We start from the raw sequence: 17,238 nt of genomic DNA on the forward strand, positions 1-17,238 counted from the left end.
CGATTTTTGAATATCTTTTTTGCCTGGTCTGAACATGGGATAACCTCCAACAAGTTATTCTATACCTATTATAACGAATTGTTCAGTCTAGTTGGTGGGATTTTTGACCTTTTTGGGTGAGAACCATTTATATATATCACAGCAATAAGATTTAATATTTCCGAAAATTCATAACTACCTTTCTTTGTCCTTATTTTTATTTATTTCTTCATATACTACTTGCGCCAGATCATAGTTGCCAAAGAAGTCAAGGATGTCCATTAAAAGGTCATCTGAAATTTGCTCGGCTTCGTCTTTTGGTACGGTATGTTCCAAGGCAGCACTTAATTTATTATTCGACGGTTGATTAGGATAAGCCTTTTGATACAAAGTTACTGAGTCTATATCATGATTAATGCACCACTGGACAAACACCAGGATCATTTTTTCTTCATCTTCCTCATATTTAGCTATCACTTTTTCTTCTGTTTCCTTGTTCATTTTGTTCCACCTTTCTCAGCATAAAGACCCACATAAACGTTAAGGCCTGTTTTAGTTCACGCGGTAAATCTTTATATTGATTTTCTTTTACTTCTTTTTTGTAGACGCCAAAACCATCCACGTATTCAAGGTTTTTTTCAAGTGCCAGCTTCTCAAACTCCCATGGCATCATCGTATTGCAAATAGCATTTTCCCCATACAATCGTGGGTAGCTGTTTATTCTTGGACCTGCAGTAGGACCTAATAAACCTATACAAAGCAGCCCATTTTCTTTTACAACCCGAATTACTTCCCTTAAAGCTTTCTCAGGATCAGCTGTCCACTCCAATACATTAATCGCCATGATACCGTCGAATTCTCTATCTTCAAAAAGCAGATCATTGACATCTCCCTTGATAAACGTCGCCTCTTCAGGGTTCACCTTATCTTTTGCACGTCTGACCATCTCACCGGAAATATCCGTGCCAATGACATGGTAGCCGGCTTTTGCTAATTTTAGAGAACCATACCCGTCTGCACAGCCAATATCAAGGACCTTGCTGCCTTTCTCCAAATTATTTTCCAGGAAAGGAATCACATCCACCCTGCTGCCCTTCTCCCACATATTACGGCTCCGGCTGCTCCAAGCATCTGCCTGCTTATCCCACTTTATTTCTGCTTCTTTTTTCCAATCGAATGTACTCATTCGCTCTACCCCTTTGTAAAAGATTTGCTTTAGGAACATAAAAAAGGTTTACCTCCCTAAAGAGATAAACCTTTTACATATCATCTATTACAGACGAGTTACGTTAGCTGCTTGTGGTCCGCGGTTTCCTTCGACAATTTCGAATTCAACGTCTTGACCTTCTTCAAGTGTTTTGAAGCCTTCAGCTTGGATAGCAGAGAAGTGTACGAATACATCGTCTCCATCCTCACGCTCGATGAAACCAAAGCCTTTTTCTGCATTAAACCATTTTACTTTACCAGTCATGGAAATGACCTCCTTATACAAATATCGTGCAAAGTATAATTGAATCATAAATACTTTTACACCACTTTGTTAAAGAGATCGTAAAGTATTCCTCAATTTCCTTTTGCTTACTTAACTTTACCCTTTATTGAAATAAAATGCAAGTAAATCGCAAATTTATTTTTAATAAAATGTGATAATCCCCGTAAAACAAGTAATATCCCTAATTCTGAATCCTGTTGTACCGCCGTTTTTGCCGGTATCCATAAGTGATGTCCCGTACCATTTCTTCATTTTCCATCCCTGCACCAATTGCCCCTGCCATCGTGGAAATGGAAGTGGCCACCCAGGCGACCCTTATATAATGAATAACACTTGGATCCCCTTCTATACTAACAGATTCCATGAGTACTTCAGGCGGAATCAATACTAGGGCTGCTGTCAAAAAGAAGATCCATAAAAGTACATAATAAGTTATCACCGAGATAAATAAAGTAGATAATGTTGTCACATTATATAAACGTCGCATCTTTTTTTCATTTCCCGCAGACGGGCCTTCCCATAAATCATGGTTGAAAATAATCCATATAATTATTGCACTGACAGCAGCCACCATTAAACCACTTAGCCTAAGCGTACTTAGTATAATACCTAAATTCCACATAGTAGTAAAAATCAGCCCAAAGGCACCGGTCGTAAAAGCAGCGGCTAAAACCTTTTTAAAAGACCCCATAATGCTCATTGGCCTGTTGGATTTGGTCATGCCGATTATCAGTCTTATTTTACCATCCCATTTTGGAACGACTACATACCTGACATTCGCTTTTGTCGAATGGCTGGATGGTCTGATCCGTTTCGCTTTATAAATCGGAAAGTCCTTTTCCACTTTTTTTGAAAGCTGCTCTGCTTCCACATTATCACGAGCACTTTCAGCGTAAAAAATAAGTTCTTTTAAAATATGGATGATGGCATTTTTAATAGAACCCTGTAAAGACAGCCAGCCAAAAGCAGGAATGGAAATCTGGGCAATCTTATTTTGATAGGAATTATCTGCTGCAACTACATATTCCCCGTAATATATAGGCAGGTCTGTTAAAGATATCGCATAATCCCAGCCTTTTTCGTTTCGTATCTTCAATGTTTCATCCAGTATAACATCCACATCTTCCGCGGCTCCGGTCAACGGGTCAACTACCATTTCAACATCCCAGGAAATACTTCCATCAATGCTATGTTTAAATACTTCCGGCAAATCATTGAGAAATTTATTTACAATTTCTTCTGGCAATTCAGGTGCGGCAATCAAACCTATGATAAGATCCTTCCCCATTCCTATGCCTCCTTTCATGAGAAAACAGCTGATATATTACGAGCTTCCCGCTTCCTTACCCTCCTTCTCTTCCTTTTCTTCCTCCTTCTCAATTTCGTAATACCGTTGTTTTTGCCTGTAGGAATAAGTGATATCCCGGATTTTTTCCTGTTCCTCTATCCCTGTTCCAATAGCCCCTGCAAGCGTTCCAAGAGAGGTAATCAGCCAGACAAGGGAAAAATAGTATTGCGGGGTTGGATCATCCTGCAGACCGGTCCACGCCTCGAATAGAGAGGGCGGCACAAAAATAGCGATGGCTGCCAAAAAAATAACAAATAATATCATATAATTACTGACAATGATGACACCTAAGGTCATAAAGGTTGTCCAATTGTATAAATCCCTCCAGCGTTTTTTCCCTTTTTTGGTTGGTTTTTCCCATAAATCATGAGAAAAAATTACCCAGATGATCGTACCCAATATTGCCAAAACCATTATAGCAATGGATCTTTCTATACTATAGGCAATGCTGAGCTGCCACGGCGTAGGAAAAATGGCCATATAAGTCCCCGTTGCAAAAGAAAGGGTAATTAGCTTATTAAAAGAAAATAACGCTGACCAGGGACGATTTGCGAATGTCATACCAGAGAGCACGCGCAACCGGCCAATCAAACGGGATCTAATAATATACCGGACATCCATCTGCTCATCATCTTCCGATATATCCTTTCTTTTAATTAATGACAAGGCAGGAGGTCTTATTTTTTTTAGTCGATGAGATTTTTCTTTTTTAAGGAATGGTTTTCTGTGCGCGATTTCCGTGGTAAATTCATCTTTAGATGAAGACCGATAGTACAATTCTCCCATCATTTGAATAAAAGCTTTTTTAATTCTTCTGCGCATGGGCATAAAGCCAAATACAGGGATGGAAATCCGCGCCACACTGTTTTCGATACTGGCATCGGCAACTGCCAGGTGCTTACCTGCATATAAGGGTAAGTCTGTTAAACAAATGGCATAGTTCCAGTTATAATTTTTTTTGATATTTAGCACTTTGTCCAATATCTTGTTGGTGTTTTCGGCAACACCTATTAGCGGATCCACCAATGATTCAACTTTCCAGTCTACTTTATCATCAATGTAATCAGCAAGCTGATCGGCTACCTCATTTTTGAGATCTTCGGCAACATCCGCAGGTAAATTAGGTGCAGCAATGATGCCAACAGTTGCAGATTCCATAATATCTGCCTCCAGTATGTTACTTCAGTCCACAAAATTGATTCCATCCTCATTTATTCCCCAATTTTTGTTTTAAAAACAGCATAACAAGTTCCTGCTCGCTGAAAATATTCCTTTTTGATATTCCGTATAAAAATTGATATAATACCCTCTGTGCAAGATGAAAATGAATAACACACCACACATTGTGTATCTTGCAAATATACAAAATGACAGGTGGTAAACAACATGGAAAGCAATAATAATTATCGGATTTTATTGTATTATAACTATGTGCAAATAGAGGATCCTGAAGGCTATGCTGCAGATCATCTTCAATTCTGTAAGGATTTAGGATTGAAAGGAAGAATTTTCATTGCACAGGAAGGAATTAATGGTACAGTTTCCGGCACAGCTGAACAGACCGATGCATATATGGAAGCAATGCATAATGATCCCCGCTTTAAAGATATGGTCTTTAAAATTGATGCGCATGACGGACATGCTTTCAAAAAAATGCATGTACGCCCTCGTAAAGAACTGGTTACTTTAAGACTGGACGAAGATATCAATCCTTTGCAAACAACAGGAAATCACCTGTCTCCAAAGGAATTCTATGAGGCAATGCAAGAAGAAGACACGGTTGTCATTGATGCGCGGAATGACTATGAATTTGACTTGGGACACTTCCGCGGTGCGGTTCGGCCTGACATCGAAACATTCCGGGAACTTCCGGAATGGATCCGGGAAAATAAGCAGCAATTCGAAGGCAAAAAAATATTAACGTATTGTACCGGTGGAATTCGCTGTGAAAAATTCTCTGGATGGATGCTGGAAGAAGGATTTGAAGATGTTTCCCAGCTTCACGGCGGAATCGTAAGTTATGGAAAAGACCCGAAAGTGCAAGGTGAGTTATGGGATGGGAGATGCTATGTATTTGATGAAAGAATTTCCGTTCCAATCAACCAAAAAGAACACGTCGTAGTCGGTGAGGATTATTTCGATGGAGAACCTTGCGAAAGGTACGTTAATTGCGCCAACCCGGAGTGCAACAAACAAATACTTTGCTCAGAGGAAAATGAGCATAAACACATGAGGGGCTGTACACATGAATGTCGCGTAAGCCCACGGAATATGTATGTAAAAGAGCATGACTTGTCCCACGAAGAAATCACGCGCAGACTTGAATTGCTTGGTGAAAGCTATAAAAAAGAGGCGTAAATATTTTCGTGTTATCTGAAAGGCGGCCTGTATGATGGCCGTCTTTATTTTTGTGGAATAACATCATATAGAATAAAGAGATAGTAAAATCTGTATCTTTTGACATTTAATCAATATTATTGCTAAGCTGTACCAAAGGAGGGATTTATATGAGTGTCCATCAATTTTCTGCCAAAACCCAAAAAGACGGGATAAAATCGCTCGATGAATATAAAGACAATGTGCTACTCATAGTAAACACTGCAAGTGAATGTGGTTTTACTCCGCAATTTCAAGGTTTGCAAAAGTTATACGAAAAGTACAATCCCCAAGGCTTTGAAATACTCGGTTTTCCATGTAATCAATTTGGAAATCAAGACCCCGGCACAGACGAGGAAATAACCCATTTCTGTCAAAGTAATTACGGTGTTACTTTTCCCATGTTCAGTAAAATAGATGTGAAAGGTGATAATACACACCCTCTCTTTGATTACCTTACGAATGAAGCAGGCGGGATACTGTCAAAACAAATAAAGTGGAACTTCACCAAGTTTCTTATTGATAAAAAGGGACAAGTGATTAATCGCTATGCACCGCAGACGAAACCGGAAAACATAGAAAAAGATATTGAAAAAGCGCTAACATAAATCATATTAAAAAACGAGCCCTTTTCAAGTGCTCGTTTTTCAACGAATTAATATGCTTTCGCCCAATAAACCATTTCTTTCGCTTCTTTTCCGCAGCATACGCAAGCTTCAGATATTTTTTCTTGTTCAAATGGAATACAGCGGGATGTTGCTGTCGTTTCTTCCTTGATTTTCTCTTCACATTCCTCGCTGCCACACCACATTGCTTTAATAAAGCCAGTGTTTTCTTCAAGCGTTTGTTTGAAATCTTCCATATTCGTGGCAACGCTCGTTTTTTCTTCCATATGTGCTTTTGCTTTATTAAATAGGTTTTGCTGTACCTCTCCCAGTAAAGCAGGCAACCTTTCCTCAAGTTCACCGAGTGAGACGAATTCTTTTTCACCAGTATCACGACGAACAAGCACAACCTGATCCTTTTCGATATCTTTTGGCCCAAGCTCAATCCGGACAGGAATTCCTTGGATTTCAGTTTCGTTGAATTTCCAGCCAGGTGTTTTATCACTTGGATCAATATCGACCCGAACTAGGTCTTTCAGCTGATCACGGAGGTCATATGCTTTATCCAGCACACCTTCTTTATGCTGGGCAATCGGTACAATTTTTGCTTGGATTGGTGCAATGTTTGGTGGGATCACAAGTCCGCGGTTATCCCCATGGACCATAATTAGCGCACCCATAATACGTGTGGAGAGTCCCCAGGAAGTCTGATGAACATACTGGCTCTTTCCTTCCTTATCCAGATACGTAATATCAAAAGCTTCTGCAAAACCGGAGCCGAAATGATGAGATGTACCTGACTGCAGTGCTCTTCCATCATGCATTAACGCTTCAATGGTCAGTGTATAGTTAGCCCCGGCGAACTTTTCACTATCGGTTTTACGCCCCCGTATGACCGGAATAGCTAAATATTTCTCTGTCAAATCAGCATAAACACCAAGCATGCGGTCTGTTTCTTCTGCAGCACCTTCCTCTGTTGCATGGGCAGTGTGACCTTCCTGCCAATGAAACTCAGAAGTACGCAGGAAAGGTCGTGTCGTTTTCTCCCAGCGCACGACATTCCCCCACTGATTATACAATTTGGGCAGGTCGCGATAGGAATGAATATTTTTTGAATAATACTCACAGAACAGCACTTCTGAAGTTGGACGGACGGCAATCCTCTCTTCAAGCTCATGATCCCCACCGTGGGTCACCCAAGCAACTTCAGGGGCAAACCCTTCCACATGATCCTTCTCTTTCTGCAGGAGACTTTCCGGAATAAATAATGGAAAAGACACATTGGAATGTCCGGTCTCCTTGAATTTTTTATCCAGTTCATTTTTGATATTTTCCCAAATAGCATAACCATATGGTTTAATAATCATCGTGCCGCGAACTTGCCCGTATTCAACCAGCTCGGCCTGTTTTACCACATCTGTATACCACTGGGCGAAGTCATCCTCCATTGCCGTAATTTTTTCCACAAAATCTTTATTCTTTTTACCCACTTCCATACACCTCTTTAATCTATTATTAAAATACAAAAAACCTCCATCCGAAAAGGGACCGAGGTTTTGGTGGTACCACCCTTGTTTACAAAGACGCTCTGCCTTTATACACTTTGCTTGATAACGGTTATGAACCGCGCTCATCTTAGAAGCATATCCATGCTTTTCGATGGCGAACTCAGGAGGCAGGTTCCAATTGACTTCTTCAGGAATTTCCAGCACCATTCCCTCTCTGTGAAAGAAAATCAATTATACTAATCCTCATCAACGTTTCCTTTATATACCCTTTAATATATATACAAAAGAGCCCAAAGTCAAATTCGGTAGAAAAATACACTTTATACAACTTTGCCGCCAAGCGTATCAACGAAATGGCCCAGCGCCCAGTCATGTCCAGCCTGGTTGAAACTTGCCACAGCATCTTTATGGACTACTATATTAAAGCCTTTATTGTAGGCATCTACTGCCGTGTGCAGTACACAAATATCTGTGCAGACACCGACAATGTGTACTTCGTCAATGCCCCGTTCTCTCAGCTTTAGTTCCAGATCTGTTCCGGAAAAGGCACTGTAGCGCGTCTTGTCAAAATAATAAACATGATCTTTATCCTTATTATTCTCATAAACCGCCTTAAGCTTGCCGTACAAATCTCTGCCTTTGGTGCCAATTATATTGTGAGGCGGGAACAAGTCGGATTCCGGGTGAAGTTGATCCCCCTCCTCATGCGCATCAATCGCAAAAACTACATAATCTCCCGCATCAATAAATTCCTGCGTTAAAGAGACTACTTTATTCTCAATTACCTGACCAGGAACGCCACAAGTCAGCTTTCCATCCTCAGCAACAAAATCGATTGTGTAATCCACATTAAGCAATGCCCGCTTAGTCATTCTTAGCCCTCTCTCCCTCTGGTTTATTCTCCGTTTTTTTCAGCTAACAGATCAAAGCCATCCCCTTCCATCTTAAAGGAATCTTTCCCTTCATTTAGCTCAGTCAGGAAAACTTCCCAGTTAGCTGCATTTACGGTAATTAAAAATAATCGATCCAGCACATCCAGATCATCTATTGCCATTACTTTTCTTTTACATCTTCCGGCAACTGGCCAAAACGCATTTAAATCAGCCCGAGCAAGTCTTCTTTTTCCGCATTGTTGGTTGTTTCATGCCTGTGATGATGTTCATAATCAATAATTAGTCTCCTTGTGTTTTTGAAACTGCTTTCATATTGCTACCATGTTAACCAAGCTTGATTAACGGGCAAAACTAGACACTATAACTGGGTCATCTTAATCTTATGCGCCTCCCCATGTTTTCTTTCTGCAGCGTGGTAGGTTGGACCAACCATTTCTGTATAGGAAAAACCATGTTCAATCGCCGTAGTTACAAAACGCTTTGCCAATCCAACGGCAGCCACAACGGATTTGCCTCTAGCTAAATACGCAGCAATCGCAGCCGAGTAAGTACAGCCCGCTCCACTTGTATTCACAGTATCAATTCGCGGTGCCTCAAACATCGTCACCGTTTCCCCATCATACAATACATCCACCGCAGGGCCTTCCAATCTTCCGCCTTTAACGAGTACATATTTTGCATCCAAGGAATACAAGTCAATTGCAGCTTGCTTTAAATCAGCCACACGCTTAATCGGCCGTTCATCCAACAGAAAAGATGCTTCTGGAATGTTGGGAGTTATCATTGTTGCCAAAGGAATCAGCCGATTTTTTAACGCTTCAATGGCATCATCTGCCAAAAGCTTTGAATCCAGCTTTCCAACCATCACCGGATCAACAACAACCGATTCTATATTGGAGCCTTTAATTAAATCAGCAGTTGCAGAAATGACTTCCTTTGAAAAAAGCATCCCTGTCTTCAATCCATCTGTGCCAACCTGTTTCATTGCTGTATCGAATTGTGCTTCAATCGCTTCAATCGTCTGCGGGTGGACATTTTTATTCGTCTGAGGATGTCTGCCAACAATCGCCGTTACAACACTCATTCCATAAACATCCAATTCCTGAAATGTTTTTAAATCAGCCTGGATGCCCGCACTTCCGCCTGCTGCTGAACCTGCTATAGTAATTACTCTGGATGGATAATCCATTTCCAAAACCCCATTCATTCAAGTTTCTAAAACCCCATTCATTCAAGTTTCTAAAACCATATTACAACAAAAAACCAGACAATCATAACAAATTGCAAGACTACTTTGGCAAAAGTTCCGCTTAAAAAACCAATTAAAGAACCAATCGAAGCACGTAATGCTTCATTTAGCGTTCGCCTTTGCATCATTTCAATAAGAAGAACAACAACAAATGGAACAATCAATATTCCAAAGGGCGGCATGATAAAGGAACCGATAATGACAGCAACTGCGGCCCCTCTTTCTCCCATTTTACTGCCGCCATACTTTTTTACAAAGAAACTATTAGCAATAATATCAGCAAGGATCAGGATAACCGTGAAAACAACCATGGCAATCCAGAAGAAGTAATTTAGTTCCTCTGGGTTCAACACAAAATGATATAGCAAAAAACCAACCCATATGACAAGAACTGACGGGATAATTGGAAAAATGACGCCCGCGAAACTTAAGATAAACAAAATAATAATAATGAGCCATATTAGTATATCCAGCATGATTTCCTCCGGTGTTTACATATTACGAAACGTGCTTGGGTGCTTCGTTTCTTCTTTTGTTAAAATCAGATTATTATTTTCGTATGTTTAATGATCCTTATAACAGATAATAACATAAGAATGAAGGCAAGCTCTATTCCAAAAAACACATGTAATAGCAGAAACGAAAGATACATAAATCGTTCGCCGAGAACACTTTCTCTCCAATTAATAGCCGGCAGCACACCGACAAGAAAGTTTGGAACTCGGGTTTCCAGGAGTGTCATTGCCATTTTATATTTGATAAAATAAGACAAAAGTAATTTTAGGAGTCTCATCATGAAGATTTTACGCAGATTAATAGTCCTTTCATTGATCATTTTAGTATTTTTCGGCATTGGTTACATTGTATATAATGAAATCAGCAAACGATATGTATATTTAGGTGATGATGCACCACTTTCAACAGAACTGCATCCTATGGTGGAAGAGAAAAAGGATACGTTAATAGAGCAGGCTAATGAAATAGGGATACAGGTCTTTATTACCGATACAGTACGTACCTTGGAAGAACAGGAGGCACTCTTTGCGCAGGGCAGGACAGATGATGGAAATATTGTAACCTATGCGAAACCGGGGGAATCCTATCATAATTATGGACTGGCTATTGATTATGCATTAGAGGATCGAGATGGAAACATCATTTGGGATATTGATTATGACGGAAATGAAAATGGGGAGCGTGACTGGTTTGAAGTGGCTGACATTGCCAAAGAACTGGGTTTCGAATGGGGCGGTGACTGGGATAGATTTCAGGACTACCCCCATCTGCAAATGACTTTTGGATTAAGTGTTGACAAACTGCAGCGAGGCTGGCGGCCAAGAGTGGAAGCGGACTAGACAGGGACGAGAGTGAAATTTTCTGTCCCGCTATTTGTGATCTAAGAAAAAGATTTTCCTTTTCGCGATGCTGAACAAAGAGAGAGCGGGAATCAAAAATAGCAGGTGGAGAATTTTCAATCCCACCTGCTATTAAAAACTGAGAGTCCCCCGTTAGTTCTGGTAAATGTGAACTCTTCACTGATTTTCTTTTCTATCGTCCTTCTCCGCTTCCTCCTCTTCAGGAATCGGGTCTACTTTTTGTTTATAGGCGTACCCTTTTGAAATAACATATAGTGACCCAATGAGTACCAGAGCCACTACAGCAACAGAAACTATAATTACGACGAGTATTGGTGACATAATAAGACCTTTTCCTTTCTCTACGCTTTCTCATACGGTTAATGATCCCGTATATTATCCGGGTGTACGGCAGATTCAACCCGGTCTCTGCGGCTAATCTGACTGCACCGCCATGAATATGATCCAGCTCCAATGTGTTCCCTTTTCGACGGTCCTGATGTATGGAAGTTGTGGCATCATCTTTTAAAGCCAAAATTTTTTCCCTTGCCTCATTAAAATCCGCTTCAGATATAGAAACATGATGGGAGTTGGCCAAAAGTTTCACTTCCCGTAGAAGAAATTCCACAAAGTTAATTGTTTCTCTATGTTCTTTAATCGGACCAATTGGCAGATTTACCGCTGTCGTCACGCCTGCAAATGCATGGATAAACATATATTTCTTCCATAGCTCCCGTAAAATATCTTCACTGTGCCTGGTGTTTATATTGGCATCCTTCAGTAAATCTTCTAGTCTACCACAAATAGCTTTTTGTCCGGGTTCCAACGGTCCGAAAAGAAGATCATGAAACGGGCTGGAATGCATCACATGGCCTTTTTTGTCCAAAATAGCCATGATTTGAGGCAAGACCTCCGAGCACATGGGACTTGCCGACTGCAGCTTGTACAATAGGAATATGTTCGATGCCATTCAAAACAGGCAGCACGTAAGCTCCTTTTTCCACCAATGCCTTCACATGATCCAAAGTTCTGTTTAAATGATAACCTTTTACACTGAGGAAAATTAAATCAGCATGATCCATTTCATCAGGACTTAAAATTAATTTTGATTTCAACAGTTGATAATCGCCCTGTGTGCTTGAAATGCTGATGCATTTTCCTTAATTCAGGAAAACCTTTTTCCCCTTACTAGAAAAGAAACATTCGCACCCGCCTGCTGGGACCTCGCACCATAATATGCCCTTAACGCACCGGCACCGATTACGACTATATCCATTTTGTCCCCCCCTTGGAAAAGATGGTTAATTTCATGGTACTTTCTTTTCAGTTATTTGTCTATCGATTATTTATAGTATGAGAGCGATTCATCTCCCTTTTAAAACTAGGAAGATTCTCACAGGTTTTCCTAATTTAAAAGGTGGCTGTCACTTTTTAACGAATTTTAGGGATATGGAAGATAAATGAATCATACTGAAGTATATCTCTATAAATGTATTTATGACTATTTTAACGCCAAAATATAAAGGTTAATTTCTAATTATCTAAAAATATGGAGTTTGAATAGGTTAAAATATATCTGTAACATTTTAATATAACTGCTTTTACTTGATCCCCTAATCTATTGATCTTAATTTTCATGGCTAATGAGGTGATAAATGCCTAGGAAATAATGCTTGTAAAGTATGGGCAGTAAATTAGAAAATGCATGAAATATGGCAAACATAATTTTGTGCGCTGCTCATAGGTTTTATTATGATCACCTTATGGGAATTACAGTCTTGGTTGTTTTAAATTTTAAGGGAGGTTATTAGTTAAAGATGAAAAAAATACTATTAATGGCAATACTTATCTTAACAGTCGGAGTAATTGCTGCATGTGGCGGAAATGGTGACGATGGAGCAAATGGAGATGACGGTAACGGGGATAATGGCGGAGATGCAGAAGGAGATGGCAAGCTTGCTGAGCTGCAGGAAGCTGGCGTAGTGACAATTGGCTTTGCCAACGAAGAGCCTTATGCGTATGAAGGTGATGACGGAGAATTAAAAGGAGCAGCAGTTGATATTGCAGCAGCGGTATTTGCAGAGCTTGGTGTCGAGGAAATGGATTCCCAATTGGCCGATTTCGGTTCCCTTATTCCCGGGCTGCAGGCAAATCAGTTTGATGTCGTAACTGCAGGTATGGCTATTACGCCTGATCGTTGTGAAAATGCTTTGTTTGGCGAGCCAGAAATGGTTTACGGTGAAGGGCTTGTAGTTCAAGCAGGCAACCCGCTTGATATTCAAAGTTATGATGACATTGCAGCTAATCCTGACATAAGGGTTTCTGTTATGGCTGGTGCAACAGAAATTGGTTTCCTGGAAGATCATGATGTGAGTGATGATCAAATTACGACAGCGTCTGATATTCCATCCACTTTCTCGGCTGTAGAATCTGACAGAGCTGACGTTACAACGGCTACAGAAATGACACTTCGTCTGGCAATGGAAACTGCTGATGAAGATGCACTGGAATTTGTAGATGGCTTTGAACAACCAGACGTTGAAGGGGTTCCAAGCTATGGTGCAGCTGCATTCAGTATGGAAAATGAAGATTTGCGTGATGCATATAATGAGGCACTGAATGAATTAAAAGAAGATGGTACAGTTGACGAACTACTAGAAGCAAATGGCTTTGTAGATAATGCGGTAGGCGTTGACGAAGTTACTGCAGAATCTGTATGTAGTGGCGAGAACTATTAATCTGACAATCAATTAGTAAAATAAATGTATAAACACTCCATAGGGTCTTGCTCCCCACCTAAGGGAGTTTGACCCTATTTATTATGAAATAAGTTTGGACAACATGTATGAACTTTTCTTCACCTGCACCGAGTGTAGCGGGGCTTAAATATAAGCCTCATAATTCCTCAAGATAATCTAATCCGTTATTTTTCATTAATTTATAAAGGAGTGATTGAGATTAATGCTATCATAGAGATCTTTCCACAGTTAATGCGTGGACTGGGTATCACCGTTAGCGTACTTATCGCATCCGCATTTTTCGGATACTTAATGGCATTCATAGCAGGGCTCTGCAGGCTTTCAAATAATATTGCACTGAAAAAATTTACAGGGTTTTATGTTGAAGTTTTTCGCGGTACGTCATTGATTGTTCAGTTATTTTGGCTGTATTACGCCGTTCCTATGTTGTTTGGCATACAGCTTGGAAGCAACTGGTGGATCGGGGTTATTGCCATTGCATTAAATTACGGGGCTTATATGTCCGAAATTGTCCGCGGCTCGATTTTGGCGGTGGCAAAAGGACAGACGGAAGCTGCTACAGCACTTAATATGTCCAGTTTCCAGCGGATGAGATTAATCATTCTCCCACAGGCTGTTCGTATGATGCTGCCTGAATTCGGAAATTATCTCATTCAAATGCTTAAAGCAACCTCATTAGTATACTTAATTGGTATGAACGACATTTTCTACTATGGTAATATTTTAAGGAGTAACGACTTATCCATGGCACCAACCGTGTACTTATTAGTGCTTGTATTTTACTTTATCCTTGCACTGCCGTTAATCTACTTGACGCGCAAGGCGGAGAGCATCTCGAAGAAAGGGGTGGCTAGCTAATGAACTGGAGCTGGGAAACCTTTTATGATGCCCTTCCAATTGTAGCATCAGGATTAGGTATTACAATCGGACTTACAATCGCAAGTTATTTATTTGCACTTATTTTCGGTTTTGTATGGGTCTTTTTAAGAAGGATTCCATTCAAACCAATCAGCTGGCTCGCTACATGGACTATGGAATTTATTCGTTCCACACCACCGCTGGTACAATTATTTTTCATTTACTTTGCCTGGCCGGTAGTTCCTGTAGTTGGTATGACACTTGATCCATTTACAAGTGCAGTACTCGGACTCGGTCTTCACTTCAGCACGTATATAGGAGAAGTATACCGCTCCGGAATTGAAGGAGTGGATAAAGGACAATGGGAAGCTTCTACTGCTTTAAATTTCTCTTTTTATGATAAATGGATGAAAATTGTTTTGCCACAGGCAGTACCGCCAACCATTCCGATGCTCGGTAATTACTTTATTATCCTGTTTAAGGAAGTCCCGCTGGCTTCCACAATCGGTGTAGTAGGTATACTGCACATGGCACAAAGCTATGGTTCGCAACACTGGGCATACCTTGAGCCATTAACGATAGTAGGTATTCTCTTCTTAATCCTAAGCTATCCTTCTGCCATTTTAATTAGTAAACTGGAAAAGAGAATGAACCGCAGATTTGATAAAAAAGCAACGTTATCCAGTACGCAAAAAGGGACGGTGGTATAAATGACAGAACCTATTGTTGAATTTAAAGATGTGCATAAATCTTTTGGCGATGTGAAAGTTTTAAAAGGAATTGATCTGGAAATCAAACCTGCAGAAAAAATTGCTGTGATCGGCCCAAGCGGTTCCGGGAAAACCACGATTATTCGCATGCTAATGACACTGGAAGTCCCCACAGCCGGCGATATTATTGTAGACGGTGTTAATCTTTGGAAGATGGAAAAGAACGGGAAAATGGTCAAGGCAAATGAAAAGCATCTTCGTGATGTTCGCGGCGATATCGGCATGGTGTTTCAGCATTTCAATTTATTTCCGCATATGACCATTTTGGAAAATTGCATGACAGCACCAATCCACGTTAAGAAAGAAGACAAGAAAGAAGCACGTGCACGATCCATTCAAATGCTTGAAAAAGTTGGGCTTGGTGATAAACTGGATAATTACCCTAATCAGCTGTCAGGCGGTCAAAAACAGCGTGTAGCTATGGCAAGGGCGTTGGTTATGAGACCAAAAATCATGTTGTTTGATGAAGTAACTTCAGCGCTTGACCCCGAGCTTGTCGGTGAGGTGCTGGAAGTTATTCGTGATATTGCAAAAGAGGGCGAGATGGCTATGGTGCTTGTTACACATGAGATGGAATTTGCACTGGATGTCGCAGATAGAGTACTGTTTCTTGATGAAGGCGTGATTGCTGAAGAGGGGACAGCAAGCGAAGTTATTGAGCACTCCAAAAACGAACGACTGCAAAGCTTTTTGCATCGCTTTCGCAGTTAAATATGACAGCATCGTTCATAGGAACGGTGCTGTTTTTTTAGTCTTTTTCATTTTTCGAGGAGTTCAGCGTTTTTTTCCACCCTTGTGGGATTCGAGAGCTCTTCTCGATGACGTCTTCGTACCTTTTTCAACCAATAAGGGATTCGAGAGCCCTTCTCGATAACGTCTTCTTTCCTTTTTCCGCCCATCAGGGATTCGAGAGCCCTTCTCTGCTTCATCATTATTCAGTTTCAATCAATGACATACAATAGAAGTTAATAGCTCCCTCTCCCAAAAGAAATATAGCTCATTCACTTAAGTGACTTCCCGAACAACATAAAAACACCCCCGAAAGTTAGATTTTTTACTCTAACTTTCGGGAGTACCCTGGTGATCGCAGTTTTTTTTATATTACTTATTCCGGATCTTCTCCGATTATTTTCACTTCTCTTTCAAGCTTCACTCCGAACTTCTCATCAACAATAGCCTGCACATGATGGATTAAATCAATATACTCAGTGGCAGTCGCTTTATTTTTATTCACGATAAAACCGGCATGTTTCTGTGATACCTCTGCACCGCCAATCTGGCTGCCCTGAAGCTCACTGTCCTGAATCAGCTTTCCGGCAAAATAACCTGGCGGGCGTTTAAACACACTGCCGCAAGACGGATATTCCAGCGGCTGCTTTGATTCTCTTTTAAATGTTAAATCATCCATAACTGCTTTTATATCGTCATAATTGCCGAATTTCAGCTCAAAAGTTGCTTCAAGCACGATATATCCTTTGTCGGGTATATTACTTGTTCGGTAATCAAGGTCCAGTTCACCCGCCGTTAATGTAAGCAGGTTTCCTTCTCTGTCCACAACAACTGTACTTGTTAAAACGTCTTTTATTTCACCGCCATACGCACCTGCGTTCATAAATAATGCGCCGCCGACAGACCCTGGAATACCACAGGCAAATTCCAACCCTGTTAACTTTTCCTCCAGGGCTTCTCTGGAAACATCTATAATCCTTGCTCCGCTTTGAGCAATAATGGTTGTTTCGTCTATTTTTATATCCGTTAACTGTTGAAGATTCATGACGATACCGCGAATACCGCCATCTTTCACAATTAAATTTGAACCGTTGCCAAGTAAAGTGAAAGCAATATTTTCTTTATTTGCCAGCTTGACAATTTCCTGCACTTCTTCATAGGTTTCCGGTCTGACTAAAAAATCTGCTTTTCCGCCAAGATGCGTATAGGTGTGATTTCTTAATTGTTCATCCACCATCACATTTTTCTTTGCTGTAATATGAATCAATTCATCGTAAATATGATGCGCCTTTGACAACTGTATCATCCCTTTTTAGA

General features: G+C 40.4%; 22 protein-coding genes and 1 other annotated feature. Of the genes, 7 read left to right on the plus strand and 15 right to left on the minus strand.

The annotated features are described in order from the left end of the window. Positions 1-174: 174 nt before the first annotated feature. The 5 genes from ACDX78_RS16925 to ACDX78_RS16945 all read right to left on the minus strand — a co-directional run bounded on the left by ACDX78_RS16925 (position 175) and on the right by ACDX78_RS16945 (position 3,977). Positions 175-480 (minus strand): hypothetical protein, encoded by a 306-nt coding sequence (locus ACDX78_RS16925; RefSeq protein ID WP_486029340.1) that lies wholly within the window; start codon positions 478-480, stop codon positions 175-177. Further along, positions 446-1,165 carry a class I SAM-dependent methyltransferase gene (locus ACDX78_RS16930; protein WP_486029341.1) on the minus strand — a complete coding sequence of 240 codons (720 nt, stop codon included), beginning with the start codon at positions 1,163-1,165 and terminating at the stop codon, positions 446-448. The genes ACDX78_RS16925 and ACDX78_RS16930 overlap by 35 nt, the downstream gene beginning before the upstream one ends. An 87-nt stretch (positions 1,166-1,252) precedes the next feature. Beyond that, complete coding sequence (locus ACDX78_RS16935; RefSeq protein WP_021288643.1) at positions 1,253-1,450, minus strand: cold shock domain-containing protein; 198 nt, start codon at positions 1,448-1,450, stop codon at positions 1,253-1,255. 202 nt (positions 1,451-1,652) lie between these two features. Beyond that, positions 1,653-2,759 carry a 5,10-methylene-tetrahydrofolate dehydrogenase gene (locus ACDX78_RS16940; protein WP_486029342.1) on the minus strand — a complete coding sequence of 369 codons (1,107 nt, stop codon included), beginning with the start codon at positions 2,757-2,759 and terminating at the stop codon, positions 1,653-1,655. 36 nt (positions 2,760-2,795) lie between these two features. Continuing rightward, positions 2,796-3,977 (minus strand): hypothetical protein, encoded by a 1,182-nt coding sequence (locus tag ACDX78_RS16945; protein ID WP_486029343.1) that lies wholly within the window; start codon positions 3,975-3,977, stop codon positions 2,796-2,798. Between the two features lie 228 nt (positions 3,978-4,205). On the opposite strand from ACDX78_RS16945, the gene trhO reads away from it, so the two are divergent. Both trhO and ACDX78_RS16955 read left to right on the plus strand, forming a co-directional pair. Then, positions 4,206-5,177 (plus strand): oxygen-dependent tRNA uridine(34) hydroxylase TrhO, encoded by a 972-nt coding sequence (trhO, locus tag ACDX78_RS16950; protein WP_486029344.1) that lies wholly within the window; start codon positions 4,206-4,208, stop codon positions 5,175-5,177. 149 nt (positions 5,178-5,326) lie between these two features. Continuing rightward, entirely contained in the window at positions 5,327-5,803 is a 477-nt protein-coding gene (locus ACDX78_RS16955) for a glutathione peroxidase (protein ID WP_486029345.1), read from the plus strand. Between the two features lie 47 nt (positions 5,804-5,850). On the opposite strand, the gene proS is transcribed toward ACDX78_RS16955, so the two are convergent. The 5 genes from proS to ACDX78_RS16980 form a co-directional block, all read right to left on the minus strand. Further along, on the minus strand, positions 5,851-7,290 hold the full coding sequence (proS, locus tag ACDX78_RS16960) for a proline--tRNA ligase (RefSeq protein ID WP_486029346.1): 1,440 nt from the start codon (positions 7,288-7,290) through the stop codon (positions 5,851-5,853). 50 nt (positions 7,291-7,340) lie between these two features. Beyond that, positions 7,341-7,567 (minus strand) — a binding site (T-box leader). Between the two features lie 61 nt (positions 7,568-7,628). Then, the gene (locus ACDX78_RS16965; protein WP_486029347.1) at positions 7,629-8,180 is read right to left on the minus strand and encodes a cysteine hydrolase family protein; all 552 of its coding nucleotides are present in this window, start codon (positions 8,178-8,180) and stop codon (positions 7,629-7,631) included. A 23-nt stretch (positions 8,181-8,203) separates the two neighbouring features. Then, complete coding sequence (locus ACDX78_RS16970; protein ID WP_486029348.1) at positions 8,204-8,362, minus strand: hypothetical protein; 159 nt, start codon at positions 8,360-8,362, stop codon at positions 8,204-8,206. A 197-nt stretch (positions 8,363-8,559) separates the two neighbouring features. After that, entirely contained in the window at positions 8,560-9,390 is an 831-nt protein-coding gene (gene thiD, locus ACDX78_RS16975; RefSeq protein ID WP_486029349.1) for a bifunctional hydroxymethylpyrimidine kinase/phosphomethylpyrimidine kinase, read from the minus strand. A gap of 50 nt (positions 9,391-9,440) precedes the next feature. Then, entirely contained in the window at positions 9,441-9,926 is a 486-nt protein-coding gene (locus tag ACDX78_RS16980) for a DUF456 domain-containing protein (RefSeq protein ID WP_486029350.1), read from the minus strand. Positions 9,927-10,244: 318 nt separating this feature from the next. Here ACDX78_RS16980 and ACDX78_RS16985 point away from each other — a divergent pair, with 318 nt between their 5' ends. Then, positions 10,245-10,805 carry a M15 family metallopeptidase gene (locus tag ACDX78_RS16985; protein ID WP_486029351.1) on the plus strand — a complete coding sequence of 187 codons (561 nt, stop codon included), beginning with the start codon at positions 10,245-10,247 and terminating at the stop codon, positions 10,803-10,805. A 177-nt stretch (positions 10,806-10,982) separates the two neighbouring features. On the opposite strand, the gene ytzI is transcribed toward ACDX78_RS16985, so the two are convergent. From ytzI to ACDX78_RS17005, 4 genes are read right to left on the minus strand one after another with little or no spacing between them, the layout of a single operon-like run. Further along, positions 10,983-11,105 (minus strand): YtzI protein, encoded by a 123-nt coding sequence (gene ytzI, locus ACDX78_RS16990; protein ID WP_486029352.1) that lies wholly within the window; start codon positions 11,103-11,105, stop codon positions 10,983-10,985. Then, complete coding sequence (locus tag ACDX78_RS16995; RefSeq protein WP_486029353.1) at positions 11,050-11,700, minus strand: ketopantoate reductase family protein; 651 nt, start codon at positions 11,698-11,700, stop codon at positions 11,050-11,052. The genes ytzI and ACDX78_RS16995 overlap by 56 nt, the downstream gene beginning before the upstream one ends. Beyond that, positions 11,648-11,920, minus strand: a complete 273-nt coding sequence (locus ACDX78_RS17000) for a ketopantoate reductase family protein (protein ID WP_486029354.1) — start codon at positions 11,918-11,920, stop codon at positions 11,648-11,650. Before ACDX78_RS17000 ends, ACDX78_RS16995 begins: the two co-directional genes overlap by 53 nt. 50 nt (positions 11,921-11,970) lie before the next feature. Then, on the minus strand, positions 11,971-12,081 hold the full coding sequence (locus ACDX78_RS17005; RefSeq protein ID WP_486029355.1) for a ketopantoate reductase family protein: 111 nt from the start codon (positions 12,079-12,081) through the stop codon (positions 11,971-11,973). A gap of 541 nt (positions 12,082-12,622) precedes the next feature. Here ACDX78_RS17005 and ehuB point away from each other — a divergent pair. From ehuB to ehuA, 4 genes are all read left to right on the plus strand, one after another. Then, positions 12,623-13,543, plus strand: a complete 921-nt coding sequence (ehuB, locus tag ACDX78_RS17010) for an ectoine/hydroxyectoine ABC transporter substrate-binding protein EhuB (RefSeq protein WP_486029356.1) — start codon at positions 12,623-12,625, stop codon at positions 13,541-13,543. Between the two features lie 252 nt (positions 13,544-13,795). Further along, positions 13,796-14,422, plus strand: a complete 627-nt coding sequence (locus ACDX78_RS17015; protein ID WP_486029414.1) for an amino acid ABC transporter permease — start codon at positions 13,796-13,798, stop codon at positions 14,420-14,422. After that, positions 14,422-15,132 (plus strand): ectoine/hydroxyectoine ABC transporter permease subunit EhuD, encoded by a 711-nt coding sequence (ehuD, locus tag ACDX78_RS17020; protein ID WP_486029357.1) that lies wholly within the window; start codon positions 14,422-14,424, stop codon positions 15,130-15,132. The genes ACDX78_RS17015 and ehuD overlap by 1 nt, the downstream gene beginning before the upstream one ends. After that, positions 15,133-15,903: an ectoine/hydroxyectoine ABC transporter ATP-binding protein EhuA gene (gene ehuA, locus ACDX78_RS17025; protein ID WP_486029358.1), complete on the plus strand. Its 771-nt coding sequence runs from the start codon at positions 15,133-15,135 to the stop codon at positions 15,901-15,903. 394 nt (positions 15,904-16,297) lie between these two features. On the opposite strand, the gene murB is transcribed toward ehuA, so the two are convergent. Continuing rightward, positions 16,298-17,218: a UDP-N-acetylmuramate dehydrogenase gene (murB, locus tag ACDX78_RS17030; protein ID WP_486029359.1), complete on the minus strand. Its 921-nt coding sequence runs from the start codon at positions 17,216-17,218 to the stop codon at positions 16,298-16,300. Positions 17,219-17,238 lie beyond the last annotated feature (20 nt).

Source organism: Virgibacillus oceani (assembly GCF_041521345.1).
Lineage (GTDB): Bacteria > Bacillota > Bacilli > Bacillales > Amphibacillaceae > Virgibacillus_N > Virgibacillus_N oceani_A.

Excerpts from the sequence above, each read along its gene's own strand:
- ACDX78_RS16925 (WP_486029340.1), bottom strand. The coding sequence starts at position 480 with ATGAACAAGGAAACAGAAGAAAAAGTGATAGCTAAATATGAGGAAGAT.
- ACDX78_RS16930 (WP_486029341.1), bottom strand. The coding sequence starts at position 1,165 with ATGAGTACATTCGATTGGAAAAAAGAAGCAGAAATAAAGTGGGATAAG.
- ACDX78_RS16935 (WP_021288643.1), bottom strand. The coding sequence starts at position 1,450 with ATGACTGGTAAAGTAAAATGGTTTAATGCAGAAAAAGGCTTTGGTTTC.
- ACDX78_RS16940 (WP_486029342.1), bottom strand. The coding sequence starts at position 2,759 with ATGGGGAAGGATCTTATCATAGGTTTGATTGCCGCACCTGAATTGCCA.
- ACDX78_RS16945 (WP_486029343.1), bottom strand. The coding sequence starts at position 3,977 with ATGGAATCTGCAACTGTTGGCATCATTGCTGCACCTAATTTACCTGCG.
- trhO (WP_486029344.1), top strand. The coding sequence starts at position 4,206 with ATGGAAAGCAATAATAATTATCGGATTTTATTGTATTATAACTATGTG.
- ACDX78_RS16955 (WP_486029345.1), top strand. The coding sequence starts at position 5,327 with ATGAGTGTCCATCAATTTTCTGCCAAAACCCAAAAAGACGGGATAAAA.
- ACDX78_RS16965 (WP_486029347.1), bottom strand. The coding sequence starts at position 8,180 with ATGACTAAGCGGGCATTGCTTAATGTGGATTACACAATCGATTTTGTT.
- ACDX78_RS16970 (WP_486029348.1), bottom strand. The coding sequence starts at position 8,362 with ATGGCAATAGATGATCTGGATGTGCTGGATCGATTATTTTTAATTACC.
- thiD (WP_486029349.1), bottom strand. The coding sequence starts at position 9,390 with ATGGATTATCCATCCAGAGTAATTACTATAGCAGGTTCAGCAGCAGGC.
- ACDX78_RS16980 (WP_486029350.1), bottom strand. The coding sequence starts at position 9,926 with ATGCTGGATATACTAATATGGCTCATTATTATTATTTTGTTTATCTTA.
- ACDX78_RS16985 (WP_486029351.1), top strand. The coding sequence starts at position 10,245 with ATGAAGATTTTACGCAGATTAATAGTCCTTTCATTGATCATTTTAGTA.
- ACDX78_RS16995 (WP_486029353.1), bottom strand. The coding sequence starts at position 11,700 with ATGGCTATTTTGGACAAAAAAGGCCATGTGATGCATTCCAGCCCGTTT.
- ACDX78_RS17005 (WP_486029355.1), bottom strand. The coding sequence starts at position 12,081 with ATGGATATAGTCGTAATCGGTGCCGGTGCGTTAAGGGCATATTATGGT.
- ehuB (WP_486029356.1), top strand. The coding sequence starts at position 12,623 with ATGAAAAAAATACTATTAATGGCAATACTTATCTTAACAGTCGGAGTA.
- ACDX78_RS17015 (WP_486029414.1), top strand. The coding sequence starts at position 13,796 with ATGCGTGGACTGGGTATCACCGTTAGCGTACTTATCGCATCCGCATTT.
- ehuD (WP_486029357.1), top strand. The coding sequence starts at position 14,422 with ATGAACTGGAGCTGGGAAACCTTTTATGATGCCCTTCCAATTGTAGCA.
- ehuA (WP_486029358.1), top strand. The coding sequence starts at position 15,133 with ATGACAGAACCTATTGTTGAATTTAAAGATGTGCATAAATCTTTTGGC.